Annotated in this window: 21 protein-coding genes and 2 riboswitches; of the genes, 13 read left to right on the top strand and 8 right to left on the bottom strand. The window is 36.4% G+C overall.

Going from position 1 to position 20,533, the window contains the following annotated elements; translation table 11 throughout:
- Window positions 1-306 precede the first annotated feature (306 nt).
- Window positions 307-394: riboswitch (cyclic di-GMP riboswitch) on the top strand.
- Between the two features lie 124 nt (window positions 395-518).
- Window positions 519-971 carry a chemotaxis protein CheX gene (locus HNQ94_RS10765; protein WP_174495915.1) on the top strand — a complete coding sequence of 151 codons (453 nt, stop codon included), beginning with the start codon at window positions 519-521 and terminating at the stop codon, window positions 969-971.
- A gap of 364 nt (window positions 972-1,335) precedes the next feature.
- Here HNQ94_RS10765 and HNQ94_RS10760 read toward each other — a convergent pair whose 3' ends face one another.
- Window positions 1,336-2,160 carry an alpha/beta hydrolase gene (locus HNQ94_RS10760; RefSeq protein WP_174495916.1) on the bottom strand — a complete coding sequence of 275 codons (825 nt, stop codon included), beginning with the start codon at window positions 2,158-2,160 and terminating at the stop codon, window positions 1,336-1,338.
- A gap of 232 nt (window positions 2,161-2,392) precedes the next feature.
- Here HNQ94_RS10760 and HNQ94_RS10755 point away from each other — a divergent pair, with 232 nt between their 5' ends.
- The 3 genes from HNQ94_RS10755 to HNQ94_RS10745 all read left to right on the top strand — a co-directional run bounded on the left by HNQ94_RS10755 (window position 2,393) and on the right by HNQ94_RS10745 (window position 4,322).
- The gene (locus tag HNQ94_RS10755) at window positions 2,393-3,304 is read left to right on the top strand and encodes a DMT family transporter (protein WP_174495917.1); all 912 of its coding nucleotides are present in this window, start codon (window positions 2,393-2,395) and stop codon (window positions 3,302-3,304) included.
- Between the two features lie 98 nt (window positions 3,305-3,402).
- Window positions 3,403-3,897, top strand: coding sequence for a hypothetical protein (locus HNQ94_RS10750; RefSeq protein WP_174495918.1), 495 nt, complete (start codon window positions 3,403-3,405; stop codon window positions 3,895-3,897).
- Window positions 3,898-3,920: 23 nt separating this feature from the next.
- Complete coding sequence (locus tag HNQ94_RS10745) at window positions 3,921-4,322, top strand: hypothetical protein (RefSeq protein ID WP_174495919.1); 402 nt, start codon at window positions 3,921-3,923, stop codon at window positions 4,320-4,322.
- Window positions 4,323-4,423: 101 nt separating this feature from the next.
- Here the strand turns inward: HNQ94_RS10745 and HNQ94_RS10740 are convergent, their stop codons facing one another.
- Together HNQ94_RS10740 and HNQ94_RS10735 are read right to left on the bottom strand one after the other, a co-directional pair.
- Window positions 4,424-6,340 (bottom strand): immunoglobulin-like domain-containing protein, encoded by a 1,917-nt coding sequence (locus HNQ94_RS10740; RefSeq protein WP_174495920.1) that lies wholly within the window; start codon window positions 6,338-6,340, stop codon window positions 4,424-4,426.
- A 162-nt stretch (window positions 6,341-6,502) separates the two neighbouring features.
- Window positions 6,503-7,111 (bottom strand): class D sortase, encoded by a 609-nt coding sequence (locus tag HNQ94_RS10735; RefSeq protein WP_174495921.1) that lies wholly within the window; start codon window positions 7,109-7,111, stop codon window positions 6,503-6,505.
- A gap of 214 nt (window positions 7,112-7,325) precedes the next feature.
- Here HNQ94_RS10735 and HNQ94_RS10730 point away from each other — a divergent pair, with 214 nt between their 5' ends.
- Both HNQ94_RS10730 and lipP1 read left to right on the top strand, forming a co-directional pair.
- On the top strand, window positions 7,326-8,345 hold the full coding sequence (locus HNQ94_RS10730; protein WP_174495922.1) for an NADP-dependent oxidoreductase: 1,020 nt from the start codon (window positions 7,326-7,328) through the stop codon (window positions 8,343-8,345).
- A gap of 272 nt (window positions 8,346-8,617) precedes the next feature.
- On the top strand, window positions 8,618-9,568 hold the full coding sequence (gene lipP1, locus HNQ94_RS10725; protein ID WP_174495923.1) for a LipP1 family hormone-sensitive lipase: 951 nt from the start codon (window positions 8,618-8,620) through the stop codon (window positions 9,566-9,568).
- Between the two features lie 83 nt (window positions 9,569-9,651).
- Here lipP1 and HNQ94_RS10720 read toward each other — a convergent pair whose 3' ends face one another.
- Together HNQ94_RS10720 and HNQ94_RS10715 are read right to left on the bottom strand one after the other, a co-directional pair.
- Window positions 9,652-10,758: a 5-methyltetrahydropteroyltriglutamate--homocysteine S-methyltransferase gene (locus HNQ94_RS10720; RefSeq protein WP_174495924.1), complete on the bottom strand. Its 1,107-nt coding sequence runs from the start codon at window positions 10,756-10,758 to the stop codon at window positions 9,652-9,654.
- A 24-nt stretch (window positions 10,759-10,782) separates the two neighbouring features.
- Entirely contained in the window at window positions 10,783-11,538 is a 756-nt protein-coding gene (locus HNQ94_RS10715; protein WP_174495925.1) for a cyclase family protein, read from the bottom strand.
- A gap of 93 nt (window positions 11,539-11,631) precedes the next feature.
- Window positions 11,632-11,735: riboswitch (SAM riboswitch) on the bottom strand.
- A 203-nt stretch (window positions 11,736-11,938) separates the two neighbouring features.
- Between HNQ94_RS10715 and HNQ94_RS10710 the strand changes: the two genes are divergently transcribed.
- The 4 genes from HNQ94_RS10710 (at window position 11,939) to HNQ94_RS10695 (ending at window position 15,799) form a co-directional block, all read left to right on the top strand.
- On the top strand, window positions 11,939-13,141 hold the full coding sequence (locus HNQ94_RS10710; protein ID WP_174495926.1) for a dicarboxylate/amino acid:cation symporter: 1,203 nt from the start codon (window positions 11,939-11,941) through the stop codon (window positions 13,139-13,141).
- 171 nt (window positions 13,142-13,312) lie between these two features.
- On the top strand, window positions 13,313-14,485 hold the full coding sequence (locus tag HNQ94_RS10705; protein WP_174495927.1) for an iron-containing alcohol dehydrogenase: 1,173 nt from the start codon (window positions 13,313-13,315) through the stop codon (window positions 14,483-14,485).
- 11 nt (window positions 14,486-14,496) lie between these two features.
- Window positions 14,497-14,895 (top strand): acyl-CoA thioesterase, encoded by a 399-nt coding sequence (locus tag HNQ94_RS10700; RefSeq protein ID WP_174495928.1) that lies wholly within the window; start codon window positions 14,497-14,499, stop codon window positions 14,893-14,895.
- Window positions 14,896-15,013: 118 nt separating this feature from the next.
- On the top strand, window positions 15,014-15,799 hold the full coding sequence (locus HNQ94_RS10695) for a sulfite exporter TauE/SafE family protein (protein ID WP_174496031.1): 786 nt from the start codon (window positions 15,014-15,016) through the stop codon (window positions 15,797-15,799).
- A 69-nt stretch (window positions 15,800-15,868) separates the two neighbouring features.
- On the opposite strand, the gene HNQ94_RS10690 is transcribed toward HNQ94_RS10695, so the two are convergent.
- Entirely contained in the window at window positions 15,869-16,507 is a 639-nt protein-coding gene (locus HNQ94_RS10690) for a YitT family protein (protein WP_174495929.1), read from the bottom strand.
- 163 nt (window positions 16,508-16,670) lie between these two features.
- Here HNQ94_RS10690 and HNQ94_RS10685 point away from each other — a divergent pair, with 163 nt between their 5' ends.
- Window positions 16,671-17,108 carry an Lrp/AsnC family transcriptional regulator gene (locus tag HNQ94_RS10685; protein ID WP_174495930.1) on the top strand — a complete coding sequence of 146 codons (438 nt, stop codon included), beginning with the start codon at window positions 16,671-16,673 and terminating at the stop codon, window positions 17,106-17,108.
- Between the two features lie 62 nt (window positions 17,109-17,170).
- On the opposite strand, the gene HNQ94_RS10680 is transcribed toward HNQ94_RS10685, so the two are convergent.
- Entirely contained in the window at window positions 17,171-17,794 is a 624-nt protein-coding gene (locus tag HNQ94_RS10680; RefSeq protein ID WP_174495931.1) for a zinc-ribbon domain-containing protein, read from the bottom strand.
- 109 nt (window positions 17,795-17,903) lie between these two features.
- Window positions 17,904-18,533 (bottom strand): zinc-ribbon domain-containing protein, encoded by a 630-nt coding sequence (locus tag HNQ94_RS10675; RefSeq protein ID WP_174495932.1) that lies wholly within the window; start codon window positions 18,531-18,533, stop codon window positions 17,904-17,906.
- A gap of 189 nt (window positions 18,534-18,722) precedes the next feature.
- On the opposite strand from HNQ94_RS10675, the gene HNQ94_RS10670 reads away from it, so the two are divergent.
- Together HNQ94_RS10670 and HNQ94_RS10665 are read left to right on the top strand one after the other, a co-directional pair.
- Complete coding sequence (locus HNQ94_RS10670; protein WP_174495933.1) at window positions 18,723-19,292, top strand: DUF6241 domain-containing protein; 570 nt, start codon at window positions 18,723-18,725, stop codon at window positions 19,290-19,292.
- A 142-nt stretch (window positions 19,293-19,434) separates the two neighbouring features.
- Window positions 19,435-20,493, top strand: a complete 1,059-nt coding sequence (locus HNQ94_RS10665) for an SGNH/GDSL hydrolase family protein (RefSeq protein WP_174495934.1) — start codon at window positions 19,435-19,437, stop codon at window positions 20,491-20,493.
- Window positions 20,494-20,533 lie beyond the last annotated feature (40 nt).

Below are 20,533 nucleotides of genomic sequence, written 5' to 3'. Positions count from 1 at the left end.
CGAAAAATATTAACTATCTAAAAATATCTTTGGTACAAAGAATTTAGTAATTCCAAACATGTCCACAACTTGGTCATCTGTGTTTGTGCGACAGCGCTCATTAAATGAGTTCCACAGGAAGAAAAAAATATCAAAAGATTACTAGGTTGTTTGTTTCCACAATTAGAACAATACATCAATTTCCTTTAAAAGTTCATTTTTATATAGCAATTAAGGTAACAATTGGTATAAAATTAGTTGATAACTAATCTAAAGAATAGTTACATTTTGTCGATAATTGTAATAAGATGTTAAAAGAGCAAATCATATTGATAAAGGCACACTACCTGAAAAGGTAGGCCGCAAAGCGTTGGGACTAAGGTTGTTAATCAGCTATGTTTGCCATGCTACCAATTATAGGTGTATTTACTATTGGCTATTCTATTTTTTAGAATAGCCTTTTTCATTTATAAAGTTGGCTTTGCATCAAATTGGCATTAAGAAAAGGTTTTCTAATTAGCAGAAAGAAGGTGTTAGCCATGACAATAACGAGAAATGAAGCAGTTACACACTTGCTTAACGGAACTATATCTTCTTTTAAAAATGTCGTACCAGTAGTGGCAAACATAAACAAACCCGAATTATTAGGGAAGTCCTTACAAATTACATATGGGGTATTAATTGGGTTCACAGGTGATGTTAGGGGAAAGCTCATATTGTCTGGTGACACTTCTATCTTTGGATCTATAGGAGAAACTATGTTTGGAATGACATTGGATGGTGTCATGTTGACGTCTTTTAGCGGTGAACTTGGAAATATGGTCGCAGGAGGACTTTCCACGAATATCGCAGGAAAGGGTATCAATACTGATATTACAGCTCCTACTATTATGGATGGAAAAACTAATCTATCAGGATATGAAAAAGCACTTCAAGTACCTATATCCTTAGACCAATTAGGTGATATTTATATATACATATTGCTAGATTAAGGTGCCTGTCACCACCCGGAAAATCTTGTTTCACAGAATGTTTCACATGCGCGATTTTACTTTAAATGGACGAAGAAGCTCCGTTAGCTGAACGGAGCTTCTTTATATTCTCAAACTTTTTAATTATTTGTGCAAAGACTTAATGATTCGCCGTGAACCTTCACTTAAGTTGCCTGAGCCTTTTAATTATCTGAATGAACCTGTAATGATTCGCCTTAAACCGCCAATTAACCCGATGAGCGAGCCTTCAATTCTTCTTTGCTCGCCAGTTTTTTAAGTGCTAATGAACAATAATATTGCTTGAATCAACATAATCAAGCCCTTTTGAGACTGAACGATATAGTACTAAAGGGAAGATTCATTCCTAATTAAGTTGATCCAACCAATTATTTAAATCTGCTAAAAATGCTTCTCTACCTATATCATCAAAAGGACGATGACGTAATTTTTCATATGCTAACTCTTGTTTGTCCCCCGACCCTACTAAACGGAAAAATTCGTGAAGCTTAGTTGGTGGAGTTACCTTATCTTCAAGTCCGTATTGCAGTAAAAAAGGTAATGAAATAGAAGAGGCTTTGCTCATCAATTCGGGTAATATTTTCATTAATGCACGCCCTAAACCTGGAGTAACGGTATTATGACGTAGTTTATCTGCATTTATTTTTGTAATCACTTCTTGATCCTGAGTTAATAAATGTGGCCTAGATTTTTTCACTAAAGTATAGTCAGGTTTAATCCTACTAAAGATTGTAATTAAAATTTTCTCTAACGTCTTTACCTCATAGGAAATTGCGGGTGCAATCGTAACCAATCCTGCTAGACCTTTTCCATAATGTAAAGCATAATCAATGCCAATTAATCCACCAAGGCTATGACCGATAATAAATAGTGGCAAATCAGGATTTTCAGAAGTAACTAGCTCTCTAAAAGTATGTAGATCTTCTCGATACTCCTTCCAATTACTTATAAACCCCCTTACACCCGAGCTCTGTCCGTGTCCCCGCAAATCAAATGCGTATACAATATATTGATTCTGTAATAAGCTTTTATACATGTTTTGTAGGCCACCACTATGGTCCCCATGTCCGTGAACTACTAGTGCTACAGCTTTTGGATTGCCTACTGGTTTTAATAATTGATAAAAAAGATTGGTTCCGTTCAATCCTGTAAAATTTCCTTCGTTCTGCATATATTTTGTGCTCCCTTATCTAATTGTTATGTACATCAATAAGTGCATTTAATAGTAATAGAATACATGAAATAAAGTTGCTTTTACAGAATAATGCGAATCTATACCATCGCGATCAGGTATTCAAAAAGGTAATAATAAGTAAATTCTAAATTGTAGAAAGCATAGTGGGCATGGTGTAAAATTAATACTTAACAGAAATTTTTAACTACAAGAAACTTGGTGAATTATTTTGAAAAACATTTATTTTGTCTTATTGTTAGTCATGTTGTTTTGGGGATTAAATGTCTCCGCTATGAAGGTTTTGGTTGTGAATGTAGATCCGTTATTATTACAAGGAATTCGTGTATTTACCGCTGGAATTGCCGTGTTAGTTATTGCGTATTTCATGAAAATTTTTCGTTTACCTACCAAAAGAGAAATATTAATTATTTTTTACATTTGTATCTTTAATGTAACTGCACATCACATTTTTATTGCATTGGGACTTAAAAATACGTCTGGTGTAAATGCGGGATTAATTTTGGGGATGAGCCCATTAATGGTGATGATGCTCTCTGTCATTTTCCTAGGCAAAGAACTAACCTTTTTAAAGGTTTTTGGATTTATTTTAGGTTTTGTCGGAGTTGCTGTTACAACGTTAGCAGGATCGGGTTCTATTGCGTCTATTTCTATTGGTGACTTATTGATCTTATTCGGAATAGTAACACAAGCCTTTTCCTTTATTATGATTAGCAAACTCAACCCTAATTTTGACCCAAGACTACTCACGGGGTATATGCTTGTCTTAGGTTCTATTTTTATCTTTCTGATTGGTCTCGTATATGGGGCAGAAGTTTCGCAAATTGCCGTCTTATTTAACTGGAAGCTTGGCTCTATTTTTATTTTTAGTGCCTTATTATGTACTGCATTTGGCCACATGGTATATAACTTTGCTATTAAACAGGTTGGTCCGGCTGAGTCTGCCATCTTTATGAATTTGAATACATTTTTTGCGTTAGTTGGGGCAGCTATATTCCTAAATGAAGTGATAACTTTTTATCATGGTATTGGCCTTGTATTAATCGTAGGTGGTGTCTTATTCGGTTCAGGGGCTGTGGAGTACATGGCAGTTAGGAGAAAAGAGAAGAAGTATGGTTTGTAGTCTATAAAATAAATCCTAGACTCATAGAAAATAAAGAGTCTAGGAATTATAGTGTTTTAAGGAATATAAATCAAGTCACAAATAAAAGGAAGTTTATTATGGGATTCATGACCAAGTTGTTTGGCATACCGAATAAAAAGACAGTCTATACAAAGAATGAAGTGATTGAAGCGGCAAGAATGATTATCCCAAACCACAAGCTAGAAATACACGAAAGAATCTTAATGAATTACTATCACAAAGAACGTATTGCGGAAGCTTTGTGTAACTCTCTACCAGAAGGTTTGGTTGCACATGCTAACTTATCAAAAGTGGAGCTAGATGCCATTATGTGGTCCACCTTCATAGAAAGATTCGCAGTCTATTACGCTTTAAACGCATATGTAATTGGATTTATTACCGGTTATTCCGAAAAAATAGGGAAGCTACATGTTTGTGAACCGAATCTAGCAAGAGCTTATGACTCGTTAATGCTAGAGTTACAAAATGAAACAAGTGGAATGAACTATTCAAGAAAAAGCACCGAAGTATTTCAAGGGGTATTTAATTCTGCGTTTAAAATTGGCGAAGAATTATCGCAAGTAATTGACTAACTAGTAGGATAGGTGAATAGGACATGAATAATGACATAATGGAACAAATAAACCGACAAATGACTTATGATTTCAATAGTATATTGAGACAAGCAGAGGAAGCTTTGATGGAGGCATTAGGAAGCTACGCTCGATTATCTTCTTCGCAAATTCAAGGAATCATGAGTGATCAATCGTTTATACAAACGTATATTAATAAACATTGTTTAGATATATTTAGCTTAGGTTGGATGATTGGAAATATGGAAAAAAGGAATGCCCCACAGCAAACTGTAGAAAAAATGGGACAGGATTTCAGGGATTCTCAAAAGGAATTAGAGAGAGATCTAATGAGAAGGTTTGATAATAAAAAGGTTGTGGATGTTTTTTATGATCTGGGATTATCCTTTTTTAATAATGGACATCGTGCTGGTGGGGAGTTTTAAAGTTGTGAAATTTTTATTAGTTCCCATTATTCTTTGGGGTGCTTTTTACATGAATAGCCACTAGCTATTATACTAGTGGCTTGTTTAGTTATCATTTGTATTTAGTTAAATCTGCGACGGATGAAAAAGATTCCTATACCTATCAAAGCAAGACCAGCAATTGTGAATAAATATAGTGCTTCTTCTCCGGTTTGGGGCAAAGTGTCCTCATCTTCTTCAGGTTCTTCAGGTTCTTCAGGATCCTTATCTTCTTTAGGTTCATCTTTAGGTTCTTCAGCTGGGAGTGCTTTAACGGTTACTGTAATTGTTTTTGCCGTCATTAATCCATTACTGTCCGTTACTTGGTATGTTACTTCATATACTCCAGGTTTATCCGTATTCACTTCATTTTTTGCAACATTTATCTTGTTAGTTAGATCTCCATCTTCCGTATCTGTCGCTTTCACATCGGCAAGAGGATCAAAACTATCTCCAACTGTGATCGTTTGATCAGATGCTTCAATATGAGGTGGCGTATTTTCGACAACTGTAACTGTAATTGTTTTTGTTGTTAATTTTTCTTTAGAATCAAAAACAGTGTAGGTTACTTCATAGTCACCTGGAGTGGAAGTGTCTACTTCATTTTTGTCAATTTGAACTCGATCCGTTAGATCCCCATCTTCTTTATCAGACGCTGTTACACCAGCGAAAGGATCAAAATCGTCTCCAACTAGTAAAGTTAGGTCAGAAGCGTGGATAACTGGTGCTTCATTACCAATAACAGTAATTGTGATAGTTTTCTCAGTCTGATTATCATCGCTATCAAGTACGCTATAAGTTACTTCATATTCCCCTGGTTTAGAAACATCTACTTCATTTTTGACAACTTGAATTTGGTCAGTTAATTCCCCGTCTTCTTTATCTGAAGCAGTTACATCATCTTTAGGATCAAAATAGTCCCAAACAACAATAGTTTTATTGTCTGCATTGATAACAGGTACACTTTCCTCTACCCAGTTAATTGGTTGAACTACAGTTCCATTATGATCAAATTCCCCATTGTTAAATGTGTAATCAAATTCATATGACCTAATTATGTCATCACTGTCTTGGCTATTTAATCCAGCCCAAGAGATAATAGGGTGATTATACACACCTGATTGGTTAGGGGTTATCGTTGCTGAAATAATATTTCCATCGACATCTGTTATTTGATTCTCCATTTGAAGCGTGTCCTCTGCTACATGTAGATCAATAGCTGGAAGTTCAATTGTTTGGTTTTTAGCTGAAAAATTTGTTAATTGATCAATTAAATCTGCAGCATGGGACAAGTCAGAAAGTGAATTCCATCCTACTGTTAAACTTTTTAAATTGATCAAGCTATTAAGTGGGGTTAAATCACTAATATCATTAGAGTTTAAAGCTAAACTTGTTAAGTTAGTTAAATTACTTAAAAATGACAAATCGCTAATATTGTTTTGACTTAAGTATAATGACTGTACTTGAGTCAAACTGCTAACGGTAGAGTAATTTAGATTCATACACCCTGCAAGATAAAGAGTTCTTAAATTTGGTAAATCTTTTAAAGGCTCAGCAGTAGTTATGTCATTATTAGATAAGGTTAAAGATTCTAAGTCAGGTAACGTGCTAATAGGAGTTACATCTACAATATTATTACGGCTTAGATTTATAAAAGTTAGTTTTGTCAGACTAGAAAGTTGACTAATATCACTTATCTCATTTCCGTATAAACGCAGTATTTTTAAGTTCGTAGCATACTGCAACCCTTCTAAATTTTGTATGTTGGTATAGGAAGCTTCTAGTTTAGTAAATGAAGAGGATTGTAGGTCCGCTACAGTAGGATTGTATGTACTAGGTTTTGTTAAAGTAGCATTTATGGCTTTCTTAAGTTCCTCATCGACTATTGGAGTATCTGTTGGGTCTGGTGGCGATGTTGAATTTGCATTGGATTCTTGGGGGATTAAAAAGAATCCTAAAATTAGTACGATGGTAATGACTAATAATTTTTTGATTTTCATATTTCTCTCCCTTTCTTAAAATGTTAGTAGCTGTCACTACTACACATGTAATCGTAGAGGGAGAGATTATTGTTATCAATTATACTTTCGTATACTTTTTAGTAGATTAATTCAGATAAAGACAAGGAGTGACAAAAAAATACAAAAGAAGATTTTCTTTTTTTAAAGTTTTGTATTTATTGATTTGCTTTCCTTTATGTCCTCTAATTTCCCTTGCACAATAATTCGATCTGCTCCAGTAATGGTACATGTAACAAGTGTTATTAAATCCTGCCCTTCCACATCCTTTAAAACGTCGACTCTTTCTGGTTTGACAGTTATTACGTTGTTAATCGTGTAATGATATTCTTTACTACCCTCAATCAAAATAACTGTTTCTCCTTCTTTAACCTTGGGTAATCTATTAAAGTGCCTGCCCTCTTTAGTGCTTCGGTGGCCTGCTATCGTAAAGTTGCCTTCCCCTGGGGTTTGATTGGCTTTAATTTGGGTCAAGGCAAGGTTTAGTGACTCTTCGCTCGTTTCCGGTAAGACAGGTTGATTTAGGTCAATAGAAGGAATTTTTAATCGCATAACACCATTTTCTATTTGCTTTTTTATCGATAGAGAAATTTCTGCGTCATTTAATTCTTCCCCACTAGAAATGGCATGAATAGCGAAATGAAGTTCTTCCATTTCCTTTTCTTGTTCCCAATGAAAATAGTAAGGATAACCAACTAACCCAACACCTACTAGAACTAGCATGATGCCCATTATAAGCTTCCATTTTTTCATGCGCTATCACCAACCCCCAATTGTATTCTATATAATGTTATGCAGAAAATGGAAGAAATATCAAGGGCCTTGTATGTTGTTTTAGAGTTGGGATTCAATAAATAGGAAATTGATAATGCAGAAAATTAAAAGGAACAAACTATAAAAAATAGAATTAATAAATAAGAGAGTAATAGAATATATTGAAAAGATTTCAGAAAAGGAGAGTGGGAAAATGGTACAAGACCTACAAAATAGACAAATTCTACTTAAAGAACGTCCACAAGGTATGCCGACAGAAGATACGTTTGAATATAGGGATATTCCTGTTGACGCACCAGGCGAGGGCCAGGTAGTAGTAAAAACAATGTATTTGTCCGTCGATCCTTATATGCGGGGGCGAATGAGCAATCTAAAGTCCTATGTGGAGCCTTTTGAAGTGAATAATGTCATTTCTGGTGGGATTGTTGGTGAGGTTGTGGAATCAAAATCAGATCGCTTTTCTGTTGGGGATAAGATAACGGGAATGCTAGGCTGGCAGTTATATAACACCGTAGATGCGCGTCTCGTTCGAAAGGTTGATGAAGCGATTGCTCCACTCTCTGCGTATTTAGGTGTTCTTGGATTGACTGGTCTTACTGCGTATTTTGGCTTACTAGATATCGGGAAGCCACAGGAAGGGGAAACGGTTGTCGTTTCTGGTGCAGCTGGTGCGGTTGGAATGGTTGTAGGGCAAATTGCAAAAATTAGGGGCGCTCGTGTCGTTGGCATCGCTGGTTCTGATCGAAAAATAGAAGTATTAAAGGATCTTGGTTTTGATGAAGCGGTTAACTATAAAACAGAAGATAGTTTATATAAAGCATTGAAGCAGGCTTGTCCGAATGGAGTCGATGTTTATTTTGATAATGTTGGTGGTCCTGTTTCCGATAAAGTGATGAATCTATTAAACGACTTTGCTCGAGTTCCTATATGTGGTGCAATTTCTGCTTATAATATTACGAGCCCAGACCAAGATATGGGTCAACGCATTCAACCGAAATTAATCAAAAGTAGAGCGTTAATGAAAGGTTTTATCGTAAGCGACTATTCGAAATTTTTTAAAGAAGCGTCCGTCGATCTTGCAAAATGGTTGTCTGAAGGCAAATTGAAATATGAAGAGACCATTGTAGAAGGATTTGAAAATGTTCCGCAGGCATTTTTAGGCTTGTTTAAAGGAGAAAACATTGGGAAGCAGATTGTGAAGGTTAATAGTTAAAGTATGAAAAGTATGTTAGCAGATCCAACTGATGGGTCTGCTTTTATTTTACTTTAAGAAAGTTCAACTTTGTTAAAGGATTAAAGTATAAGAAAAGTGAAGGCTTTCGCCATAAGGACTTGGCGACAAGCCAAATTTTTCTAATGGACTGTTATAGTGACCTCATGCATAAAATGGTAGAAAATAGCAGGAAAAGAAGCATATTATGGAGAAATAATTTTATAACATAATTTGGAAGCGCTTACTTAATCATTTATAAGGAGGAGAGGACAATGACAGTAAACCCTGGTATCCAATTTTTCTTGGACAAATTGGCAGAGTTACCAAAAGTACCAATGGAGATGATCCCAGCCCAAGTTTATCGTGAAAAAAGTAAAGAGATGATGGAGTTTCCACAAGAGGCACCTGAAGAAGTGAGACAGGTGGAAAATCGTGTATTAAACCTTGAAGGAAGGGACATCCCTGTACGTGTGTACACACCAGCGGGGGAGGAGCAAGCTACATATCCTGGTTTAGTATATTATCACGGTGGTGGTTGGGTTATTGGTGACCTGGATAGCCATGACCCAATCTGTAGATTGCTTGCTAATCGGGCAAATTGTGTAGTTGTTTCGGTAGATTATCGTCTTGCTCCAGAGAATAAATTCCCTGCAGCAGTCGAGGATGCTTATGATTCCTTAGTATATGTTTCAGCTCATGCAGAAGAATTTAAGATCGATCCAAATCGGATTGCTGTTGGGGGAGATAGTGCGGGAGGAAATCTAGCAACAGTTGCTTGTATTATTGCGAAAGAAAAACAAACGCCAAGCGTCATTCATCAATTACTTTTATATCCTGCAACTGGGCGAAAGGAGGAATATCCATCTTTATTGGAAAATGGAGAAGGATACTTCTTAACAATGGAAATGATGAACTGGTTTAGTAAACATTATTTTAATGATGAAAGTGATTATCAGCATCCACACGCTTCACCGATATTTTATCCGGATTTAAGTGGCCTTCCGCCTGCTACTATTTTGACAGCGCAATATGATCCGTTGCGTGATGAAGGAAAAGCTTACGCAGATGAATTAGAGGCGCAAGGTGTAGAGGTAACATTTAAAAATTACGAAGATCTTATCCACGGATTTGCGAATTTTATTGGGTTCGTGCCTGCAGCGAAAGAGGCAATGGAGGAAGTAGCGGGGTATTTGAGGGATAGGTTTGAAGCGGTAGTGAAATAAATGAGCGAGGATCCAAAACTGGATCCTCGCTTTTATATATCAGGGGGAATTACTAGTAATTGAAATTAATTAGAACTATATGTCTATTTACCCCAAACCTCATTAGCCAAATCAACAACTAGCTTCAATTTATTCCACTGTTCTTCCTCTGTAAGCTTATTACCGTGGTGTGTCGATGCAAAGCCACATTGTGGGCTTATGCAAAGTTGTTCTAACGGAACGAATTTAGAAGCTTCCTCAATTCTTGCTTTTATCGTTTCCTTATCTTCTAGCTCACCATTTTTGGATGTGATAAGGCCTAATACAACGCGTGGGCCACCTTTAGGAATGTATTGTAGCGGCTTGAAATCACCAGAACGTTCGTCATCGTACTCAAGGAAGAATCCGTCTATCTTCTCTTTTGCCAACAGTGTTGGAGCGATGAGTTCGTAGCTTCCTTGGAATGCCCAAGTAGATTTGTAATTACCGCGACATAGGTGCTGGGTAACGATTAAATCTTCTGGTTTATTTTCTAAAGAACCATTTACCACTCTAAGAGCTAAATCAATTAAGTAATCACGATCGTATTTGCCATCATTGAATGGAATATCTGGGGCTGACAACCCTGCAATATATACGTCATCTAATTGTAAGTAACGGACCCCAGCATCGTAAAATGCTTGAATTGCTTCTTGATATGCTTTGATGATATCCTTCGCAAACTCTTCAATATCTGGATAAATGTCAGGGATACGGATACCTTCGTTGAAAAATTGATTAGGACTAGGAATGGTTTGTTTAGGAACAGCACGCCCTGCAACGATTTTCTTAAATTCTTTAAAATCCTGTAAGAAAGGATGGTTTGGGTTAAAAGAGACTTTACCGATGTTGCGAACGTTATAGCGCTCTGTTTCTTCCCCCTTAAAAATGTACCCTTGGTCTGGTACAAAACCTTCAATTCCATTAAAATGCTCCATGAAATCTAAGTGGAACCAGGTGCGACGAAATTCACCGTCAGACACAAACTCAAAGCCCAGTTCAATTTGTTTATCCACTACTCTTGCAATTTCTTTGTTTTCCACTGCACGAAGATCTTCTGCAGAAATTTTTCCTTCTTTAAAATTCCTTCTTGCCTCATGTAAATTATTTGGACGTAATAAGCTTCCTACTTGGTCCGCACGGAAAGGTGCTTGTAGTTTTGTAATGGTCATGTTTATTCCTTCTTTCTATTTGGTTTATGGTAAAATCGCAAATGCTCTTACAGGAAAACCGGATGCTTTTTCAACTTTTGGCACGATGGTGAAAATTGCTGCGCCTTTTGCTGGCATTTGGTCTAAGTTCGTTAATAATTCAACTTGGAAGGTGTCTTGTGCTAGCACATAATACTCGGCTAACAGTGCACCATTTTTTTGAAAATCAACACTAGCATCTGTATCAAATGTTTCATGTCCTACTGCTTTAATGTTTCTTTCTTCAAATAAAAATTTTAATGCATCTACTGACCACCCTGGTGCATGGTTATTTCCGTCTTCATCCTTGTTATCAAGAGCAGCTTGATCTGGCCAACGTTTACTCCAGTCTGTTCGAAGTGCGACAAATGTGCCTGCTTCTATCGTTCCATGCTTTTCTTCAAATGCTAGAATATCCTCCACTTGTAAGATGAAATCATGATTAGCAGCAGCTTCCGTTGATTTATCTATTACAACTAGTGGTAGCACAAGCTCTTTTAACTCAAGTTCATCCATATATCGTGTATCACGCACAAAATGAATTGGTGCATCTAGATGTGTTCCGTATTGCCCGGGAAAAGAGAAGTTTTGCACGAAAAATCCATCGTTATGGTCAAATTTTGTTGTAATTTCAGCTGCATCCAATGCAGCAAAGTGTGGAGAATCAGGACCAAAAGTATGTGTTAAGTCCACCCATTGTTTCTCTTTTAGCAGATTAATAGCCTGTAGTAGTTCATTTGTTTTTGTTGTTACAGTCGTCATTGTCATCACCTCAATATGAATTTAGAAGAATAAATCAGAAAAGCCTCTTCTTAAATATAAGAAGAGGCTTGGCATCACAAACAAGTACCACTCTCCTTATCTACAAGTTTGAAAACTTTCTGGAATTGGCACAGTACTTGTAAAAGTCCGCTGCCGAGGCTTCAAAGGGCCAGTCCCTCCACCTCTCTGGATAAGAAAATCGAATATGTATGAAGTTGTAATTTGTATGTTACGACGGTTTTGGATGTTTGTCAATGCTTTTTTGCTTTTTTATAGTAAAGGGAGAAAGTGTTTGTGTTTTATCTACGTTAGGCTAGAAAGTAGAAATATTTTTTCTCTAAATGGAATAAAGTTTAATGAATGCGCTTTCATATCATAATTAGTGAAAAGGAGTGATGTGATGTTTGGGAAAGTGAGTTTGGTTACACAGATGCTAATTGCCTTTGTATTGGCAATAATTGTGGGGCTAATACTCGGAGCGAATGCAGACTTTGTTCAGCCTTTAGGTGATTTATTTTTACGTTTAATCAAGTTCATCATGATACCACTAGTCTTTAGTACGTTGGTTGTCGGTGTAGCGAGCACTAGTGACATGAAAGTCCTCGGTAAACTAGGTGGAAAAACGGTTCTTTACTTTTTATGTACGACATTATTTGCAGTTACTATCGGTATTGTCATCGCGCTTATTTTTAATCCGGGAACTGGTTTAAGCATTAGTCCTGGTGAAGCGGCTGTAGAGCCTAATGAGACAGAAGGGGTTATCGCTACATTGCTAGCTATCATTCCAACAAATCCTTTTGCAGCATTTGTGGAAGGGAACATTTTGCAAATTATTTTCTTTGCTTTGTTTTTAGGAATAGGTATTACAGCTGTGGGGGATAAAGCAGCTCCAGTGAAAAGATTTTTTGATGGGTTCGCAGAGGTCATGTATAAAATTACAGGATATATTATTAAGGTCGCCCCAATTGGTATATTCGGCTTAATTGCCCCTATTGTTGGGCAGTATGGTGCATCCGTGTTACTTCCACTAATCAAAGTTCTACTCGCCATGTTATTGGCTTGTCTACTCCATATCACGATTACTTACTTCTTCCTCGTATCCAAATTTGGTAATATGAGTCCTTTATTTTTTATAAAAGGAATTTCTCCAGCAGCTTTAGTAGCCTTCAGTACTTGCAGTAGTTCCGGAACTCTTCCTGTAACGATTAAAAACGTTGAAGAAAATTTAAACGTACCTAAACGAGTGAGTAGCTTCGTTTTACCACTCGGTGCAACGATTAATATGGATGGAACGGCCATTTACCATGGTATTGCCGCATTATTCATCGCACAAGCATACGGTCTCGATTTATCATTTATTCAATATTTAACAATCGTGTTAACAGCAGTTTTAGCATCAATTGGAGCAGCAGGTGTTCCAGGTGCAGGGATGGTCATTCTTGCCATGGTATTGGCATCGGTTAACTTACCATTAGAGGGGATAGCTCTCATAGCGGGGATTGATAGAATTCTAGATATGTTTAGAACATCTACAAATGTTATAGGTGATGCGTCCGCTACTGTCGTCCTTTCTCGAAAAGAACGAGAAGCGGGTGGAGGTTGAAACTTAATCAGCTAAGCTAGTTTAGAAGCCTCTTCCATAGGTGAAGAGGCTTTTTTTCTATGGGGCATTGGAATAAACAAAAAGGTAATTCTATTCTTTTGCAGAAAACTAATTATTAATAGAAACATAGTTAGGGGTAAAACATTAGTGTGGGAGAAAGGAGTTGCATGGATGTATTCATTTATTTCACCGATTAAAATTCATCATGGGGAAGGTTCTGTTAGTAAGTTAGAAGGAATCTTAGAGGAACTGCGCGCGGATAAGGTTTTTTTACTAACTGATCCGATTTTAAAAGAACTTGGTGTCATTGAACCTGTTCTAAAGATTTTAGAAGGACGTGGGGTCACTGTTACTTTGTCAACAAACGTTATACCCGAACCACCTTTAGAAGTAGGGAACAAAGTGATTGAAGAAGTAAGGAAGACGAAGCCGGATTTAGTTCTCGGTATAGGTGGGGGAAGTGCACTAGATTTAGCAAAAGCTGCGGCTGTATTAGCGGATAATGATGGAAATGTGCAGGATTACTTAAACTTAAGTGGAACCAAAAAAATTAAGAAAAAAGGCATCCCGAAAGTTCTCCTTCCTACGACAGCAGGAACTGGGGCTGAGGTTACTGATATTGCCGTTTTTTCATTGGCAGATACCAAGGATGTCATCACTCATGACTATTTACTTGCTGATTATGCCATTGTGGACCCAGTTTTTACATACACTTTACCTGCAAAGGTGACAGCAGCTAGCGGAATAGATGCACTTACCCATGCGATTGAGGCTTTTACTTCTGTAAATGCTACCCCATTAACCGATTTACTAGCATTAGATGCGATGAGAAGAATTAACAAATACGTGCGAACGGCAGTGTGGAACGGAAAAGATAAAGAGGCAAGAGGGGAAATGGCATTAGGTAGCTTGTTAGCCGGATTAAGTTTTTATAATGCAGGTGTCGCTGGGGTCCATGCTTTAGCCTATCCATTAGGTGGACTGTTTAAAATTCCTCATGGGGAATCCAATGCTGTATTGTTGCCATATGTATATGATGCCATTTGGCCTTCCTGTTTAGAAAAGATGGTTTTAGTTGCGGAAGCTTTTGAACTACCAGCGGAAGGAAAATCAGCTAGAGAAATTGCGCTAGATGTCGTGCAAAGTCTTTATGATTTAGTAGAGGATGTTGGTTTGCCTAAGAGTATTGGGGAGTATGATATTCATCCTGAGGATATCAATTTGTTGGCGGAAAATGGGGTTAAGCAAAAGAGATTACTAGCTAGAAGTCCAAAACCTCTCCATTTAAAAGATGTAAAACAAATCTATCAACATGCATATGAAGGCAAATTAACTAGTAAATAAGGGTGAGTCTATTGTATAAAACAGTTATTGATCCACGCGTTTCGGAAACAGATGGGGTTGGCCATATTAACAACACAACGATTCCAGTCTGGTTTGAAGCGGGTAGAAATGAAATCTTCAAACTTTTTACGCCTGATAGCTCTTTTGAAAATTGGCGAATGATCATTTTAAATATGAATGTCGATTATGTGAGCCAAATTTATTTTGGAACGCATGTTACCGTTCATACGTGGGTGAAAAAGATTGGAAATTCAAGTTTGCAGTTGTATGAAGAAATTAGACAAAATGATCAACTGTGTGCGAAAGGGACTGTGACATACGTTAATTATAATGTGAAGGAAAAAAAGTCTGAGCTGATTCCTAATCATATTCGGAGTGTGTTAGAGAAACATTTAGCCGAAGATGTGTAAACGTTATCGCCTTGGAGGTCGGTGAAACCTGTGGTAAACTTATGTTTATGATTGGAGAAGAATGGATGTCTTACGGATCGTAGACATTTGAAAGGTGGAGGTATACATCGACTTCCTAATGCTTAGTTCATTAATAGCAATCGGTATTTTTGCGGGTGCTTATGGTGCAATTGTAGGTGCTGGGGGCGGATTTATTTTTGTTCCAGCACTTTTGATTTTTTATCAATTTTCTCCTGCTGTAGCGGCTGGCACGGGTTTACTTATTGTTTTTATCAATTCATTATCTGGCGTATTTGGTCTCATTAAACAAAAGAGAATTTATTATTATGTAGGGATTATTTTAACGATTGGAGCTATACCGGGTACATTTTTTGGGAGTTGGTTAGCTGAAATAATTCCAGCTGCCTCCTTTTATAAAATTTTTGCGATTTTACTTATTTTGTTGAGTGGATTTTTGTTTTATAAAAACTCAAACATCTTTCAGAAAAATAAAGGTGAAGACAGCGAACTTGAAAAAGCATTTCTGCTGGAAGAGGGTATTTGGAATAAGCAAAACATAGGCTTTTTAGGGATTGGTTATTTATTAGGTACCGTTTCCAATTTCTTTGGCATCGGTGGAGGTTGGTTGATGGTTCCAATTCTCGTTTACGGATTTAAAATTAAACCACATATTGCAACAGCAACTTCTTTATTTACTTTATGTATTTATTCCTTTGTCGGCGCAACAAGTCAAATACTAAATGGCAATATCGACTGGGAAGCTGGTATATGGGGTGGTTTAGGTGTAATGGTTGGTGCGCAGCTAGGCGTTTTAGTATCGAGCAAGCTATCCGGCAAAGTCATCATTCAAATGCTATCCCTCTTACTCCTCCTAATCGGAGCAAGACTACTGTTTATGGGGTGAAGCGGTGCCTGTCACCGCCCGAAATTTGTCGAATAAAGAAAAGGAAGAGTGCACGCGCACTCTTCCTTTTTAGTTACTCGCAGCAGGTACTTGTACTCGCGAAGGCTTCTTTTCGACTTTTACTTTTTCTTTTGTTTCAGCCGTTCTAGTGGCAATTTCATTTTTGAAATAGCCAATTACCTTTGAAATCACCGCGATAGATAATATAGAAAATAATCCTTTGATAAGTCCAACGGCATAAAGTCCGGATAAAACGACGATTCCATCAAAAATAAACGTTGTTTTACCAGGGTTGATGTTGTACCTTTTTTGAAGGAAAAGGGATAAAATGTTAGCCCCACCTAAAGAAGATCCGTTCATGAATAGAACCGATAATCCGACTCCGATAAACAATCCACCAACAATAGCACCAACCCACATCGGTATAGTAAAGCCAGGTAGAAATTGATCTAAGCTCGTTAACCCTGACAAAATGGTTACAGATAAAATTGTAGATAATGTAAACTTCCAACCCATTCGAACAAAGGAGAAGATATAGAAGGGGATATTTATCATAAAAAATACAATTGAAAATGGAAGGGTAAATAAGTATGAGACACTAAGTGCGAGACCTGCTGTTCCACCTGTAACAAGGCTGGAATGGTTTAGAAAAATGACACCTATAGCAGTAATCATGCATCCGAGCAAAATGTAAAGATACTTTTTCATGAAAACGCAACATCCTTTCTTAAAATCACGGAAAAACCCATACTATAATGATAAAATGTAAAAGATAATGTTTGTATAGTAAAATGAAGCAATAAAGGTTGTATCACCTTATATTTGAATTTATTTTAGGTTAATTATATTCATTTTGAAAAGGAGTGCCTTCATGGATAAAATTGATATACATTTACTAAAGCTTTTGCAAGCCAATGCTAGAATGACAATAAGTGAGTTATCAAAGGAATTAGCTTTAAGCCGACCAAGTGTGTCGGAGAGGATTCAACGTTTAAAAGAAAAAGGTATTATTGAAGAATATAGCGCAAGGGTTTCTTTACCAGCAATTGGACGTGAAATTTCGTTGATTATTCAAGTGAAGGATTTGAAGATTTCCTTGAAGGACTTTGAAGCGCGTATAAAAGAAAAGGAAGAAATAATCGAAGCACATCGTGTAACCGGGGATGTCAGCTATTTTTTAAAGGCGGCTGTACCGAATATGATCAGTATGATGACGTTAATAGATGATTTGATACCCTTTGGGAACATAAATACGTCTACTATTCTATCCTCACCTGTACCTTATCGTCACGTGCTACCGATGGAATAATATATTTGTGCAAAAGAAAAGAAGAAGGTTTATCGAAAACCTTCTTCTTTCATATGATCTGTTTATTTTTCAAAAGGATAATAAGAGTCTTTTATACGTAAGTCTTTTTCTAGTTCTTTACTTTGTTCTTCATATTTTTCGTAATTAAAAAAGTTTATACTTCTAAACATTGCTGACACTTTATTAATCATTTCAATCTCTTTGGATGAATAGCTATCTTGGTTTTCGTGATACTCATAGAATAACGGATTCGGAAATACTTGATACGCATGTTGTACTCTGTCAGAGTTTTCGGCATATTTTTCTGCGTCCTTGAATTGCTTCTGTGCTTCCATCCATTCGAAAATATCTCCTGAACCGTCATTAGTAAACATATCCATTTGTGTTTCTAAATAAAAATATTGTTCAACTAGCTGGTAATAAACTTTATCAGAAACCCCTTTTACCTGTGAATTACGCGGACTATCTATAAATATAGTGTAAAAGATGCCTAGCAATAGGATAAGGGAACCAATTATTGCGGTTTTTTTATTAAAAAATTTGCTATAGGCTAAACGCTTTTGTTGAGCAGGTTCTTCTAGATGTATGTTTTGCTCATTTTCTACTAGTTTTTGACCACATTCACTACAAAACTTTTCCTCTGGATTTAGCTTTCTACCGCAGTTCGTGCAAAATTTTGATGACATACTGTAGCCCCCCGTTGTCTTTATATATAAGTATATAGTACCATTCTGCACCTCGAATAACTATAAAATTGTCGAAAACAGGGAGCTCACAAAAAACGCTCCCTGTTTGCTATTCATCAAATGGATTGTAGGAGTCTTTTATTTGCATTTCCTCTTTCAGTTCTTCGCTCATCATTTTATATTCTTCCGTCTCTCTTCGCATTACTAATCTATACATATCTTGAATTTTTCCAACCAGTTCTGTCTCTTTTGAAGAAAAAGACTCTCTATTCTTCATAAATTCAAGAAGTAACGTATTGGGAAATACTTCTCCAGGATTTACTACTATATCTTCCTTTTCGGCAACCTCTTCTGCTTCTTTGTACTGTTCCTGGGATTTCATCCAATCAATAAAGGCCTCTAAACCTCCATTTTCTAACATATCCATTTGCCTTTCTAAATAAAAATATTGTTCTACTAACTCATAGTAAACTTCATCAGAGACCCCTTTTACTTTTGAATTATGAGGCGTATCAATAAGGAAAAAATAAATAAGAAATAATGCGAATAAACCAGCAACAATAAGAGAAACAAACTTTTTATTTTTAATGAAAGGTTGTTTACTTGATTCGGTTGTAGTTTGTAGTAGTTCTTCTCCCCCAGATGTTTCATTTTCTTCTAACTTTTGCCCACACTGACTACAAAATTTTTCTTCTGGGATCAGTTTTCGGCCGCAATTTGTACAAAATTTCAATGACATAGACTTCTCTCCCCTGTTGTTATGTATGTATATAATTTCTATGATTATAGCATAATTGCTATTGTACGATAGCGAAAAAAGTAGAAAGCTGTTGGAGCAAGGTATTGGTGCATGGAAATCGCAGTAATAGGTATTTTTTGTTAAAAAGAGTAAAATAATATTAGACGGAATTAGTGGAGGGAAGATAGTTTGAAAAGAAGTACATTGATAACAAGTTCCCTTTTGATGGTCGGTCTTGTTATATGGGGGCTATTCGATTGGTTCAACAGTTCAAATGATGAATTCAATAGACAAAAGGCACTTGATGTGGAAGATGAAGTGGAAAAGGAAGATACGCAAGTTTTAGAAGACGATAGAGAAAAAATAAAAGGAGTAATTACGGAGGATGATTTAACTCACTTTCAGGAACAAGGGCTCAATCCATTTGGTACGGAAGAAAAAATAAGTGAGTTAAAAGATGTTCATTATAAAGAGTTTATTCACGGAATGTCCCACCAAAAGGTTCGGGCTAAGAAAAAGTGGGGATTTTATGAATTGCATCCCGCTAGAATTCAGTGGTTACTTAATGGATTAAACGAGATAGACCTTAAGCACGAGGATATTTACGAAGAAATTTTGCGTAAGTGGGAGCGGGAGGACTTTTCTGAGATTGATAAGGACCATAATGCCATTTGGAAGCTACAAGGTGGTAATGTTGGGAAAGCGACTGGAATTTTAAGCCCAGAGGAAGAACAGGATTATATTGAAAGTCATCACTAAACTTATGAAGGTCTAACTTTAGTCGTGTTAGGCCTTTTTCATTTGCTTGATTTAAGGAGTAAGTTGAAAAAATTGTCATATTTTGTTTATTTTTCTAATGATTAAATGTAAAATAAATCCATGTACTGTCAGGAGGGGTTTGGTGAAAAAGAAGCTCGGTATTTTATTTATGTTAGCTGCAATGATAACGTTAATAGCTACCATTATTTTTGGCCCGAAGTATCAGGAAGCACAATTAAAATTGATTCAAGGTGAAAATGAACTAACAAAAACCACTTCATTACAAACTAATGGTTCTACTGAGGAGCAGGAACTTGGTTTTTTTCACAAAATAAAGAATGGTGATCCTTATAAAATGCTAGTAATTGGAAATGGGGAGTGGGCTCCTTACCTTTCAGATTCTATTAAAGAGAAATATAAGGCTAGTGCTAATATAGATTTATTACATACTTCTAAACCTGATGTTTTTCAGAGTTGGATAGAGTATTCCCGTTCAGAGGAAAAGGCTAATGATTTAATCATTCTAGCGTTAAGAGAAAACGAATCGAATGGTTTAAAAGTAAATGAATATGCTGCTTTTTATGAAAGTCTATTAAGAGAAATTTTAGGTAATAATGAGCAAGCAGAAGTAATAGTAGTTGTGAATAATGTAATGGAAGATGATTACGCTAAAAAACTGCAAGAATTGGCAAGGTATTACAATGTTTCTTATGTAGATACTAGAATAGCTTTTGAGCAATCAGTAGATCAATTAACGATAGATGGGTCACAACCGAATGAAGAAGGGCATATACTATATGCTAAACAAATGTTTGATTTAATCCGTTCAAATGTCTTTTATAATAAGGCCATCACACGCGAAGAAAAGGAACATTTATTTAAAGATTCCACTAAATTTACTAAAATGAATGTTATTTCGACTATTACTATGGTAGAAAATATTGCATCATTAGGCTTTACTGGTAGTCTAGTAGCTGTTACATTTGCCACAGGTGCAAGTAAGGGAGTTGCAGATATTTACCTAGATGGTCAATATATACAAAGTTTTGATACGTATAGTGAAAATGACGGTGAAACGACGCTTTTACTAAATAGTAGTTTGGCAGACGGAGATCACGCACTGACTGTTCAACCGTCCATACTAACTAATGAAAACGCAATAGGAGCCGAATTAGAAGTTTTAGAGGTTATTACGAATTAGGGGTGTGCCTGTCACCACCCGAAATTTGTCGATTTAATGT

Origin of the sequence: Salirhabdus euzebyi (genome assembly GCF_014207435.1) — a bacterium.
In the GTDB taxonomy this organism is placed as follows: Bacteria; Bacillota; Bacilli; order Bacillales; family Alkalibacillaceae; genus Salirhabdus; species Salirhabdus euzebyi.
Note: the sequence above shows the minus strand (reverse complement) of the source record. Positions and strands in the feature narration are given on the sequence as shown.

Coding starts and splice junctions, on each gene's coding strand:
- HNQ94_RS10765 (WP_174495915.1), top strand. CDS start 519: ATGACAATAACGAGAAATGAAGCAGTTACACACTTGCTTAACGGAACT.
- HNQ94_RS10705 (WP_174495927.1), top strand. CDS start 13,313: ATGTATTCATTTATTTCACCGATTAAAATTCATCATGGGGAAGGTTCT.
- HNQ94_RS10695 (WP_174496031.1), top strand. CDS start 15,014: ATGCTTAGTTCATTAATAGCAATCGGTATTTTTGCGGGTGCTTATGGT.
- HNQ94_RS10690 (WP_174495929.1), bottom strand. CDS start 16,507: ATGAAAAAGTATCTTTACATTTTGCTCGGATGCATGATTACTGCTATA.
- HNQ94_RS10740 (WP_174495920.1), bottom strand. CDS start 6,340: ATGAAAATCAAAAAATTATTAGTCATTACCATCGTACTAATTTTAGGA.
- HNQ94_RS10685 (WP_174495930.1), top strand. CDS start 16,671: ATGGATAAAATTGATATACATTTACTAAAGCTTTTGCAAGCCAATGCT.
- HNQ94_RS10750 (WP_174495918.1), top strand. CDS start 3,403: ATGGGATTCATGACCAAGTTGTTTGGCATACCGAATAAAAAGACAGTC.
- HNQ94_RS10715 (WP_174495925.1), bottom strand. CDS start 11,538: ATGACGACTGTAACAACAAAAACAAATGAACTACTACAGGCTATTAAT.
- HNQ94_RS10720 (WP_174495924.1), bottom strand. CDS start 10,758: ATGACCATTACAAAACTACAAGCACCTTTCCGTGCGGACCAAGTAGGA.
- HNQ94_RS10730 (WP_174495922.1), top strand. CDS start 7,326: ATGGTACAAGACCTACAAAATAGACAAATTCTACTTAAAGAACGTCCA.
- HNQ94_RS10745 (WP_174495919.1), top strand. CDS start 3,921: ATGAATAATGACATAATGGAACAAATAAACCGACAAATGACTTATGAT.
- HNQ94_RS10735 (WP_174495921.1), bottom strand. CDS start 7,111: ATGAAAAAATGGAAGCTTATAATGGGCATCATGCTAGTTCTAGTAGGT.
- HNQ94_RS10680 (WP_174495931.1), bottom strand. CDS start 17,794: ATGTCATCAAAATTTTGCACGAACTGCGGTAGAAAGCTAAATCCAGAG.
- lipP1 (WP_174495923.1), top strand. CDS start 8,618: ATGACAGTAAACCCTGGTATCCAATTTTTCTTGGACAAATTGGCAGAG.
- HNQ94_RS10760 (WP_174495916.1), bottom strand. CDS start 2,160: ATGCAGAACGAAGGAAATTTTACAGGATTGAACGGAACCAATCTTTTT.
- HNQ94_RS10710 (WP_174495926.1), top strand. CDS start 11,939: ATGTTTGGGAAAGTGAGTTTGGTTACACAGATGCTAATTGCCTTTGTA.
- HNQ94_RS10675 (WP_174495932.1), bottom strand. CDS start 18,533: ATGTCATTGAAATTTTGTACAAATTGCGGCCGAAAACTGATCCCAGAA.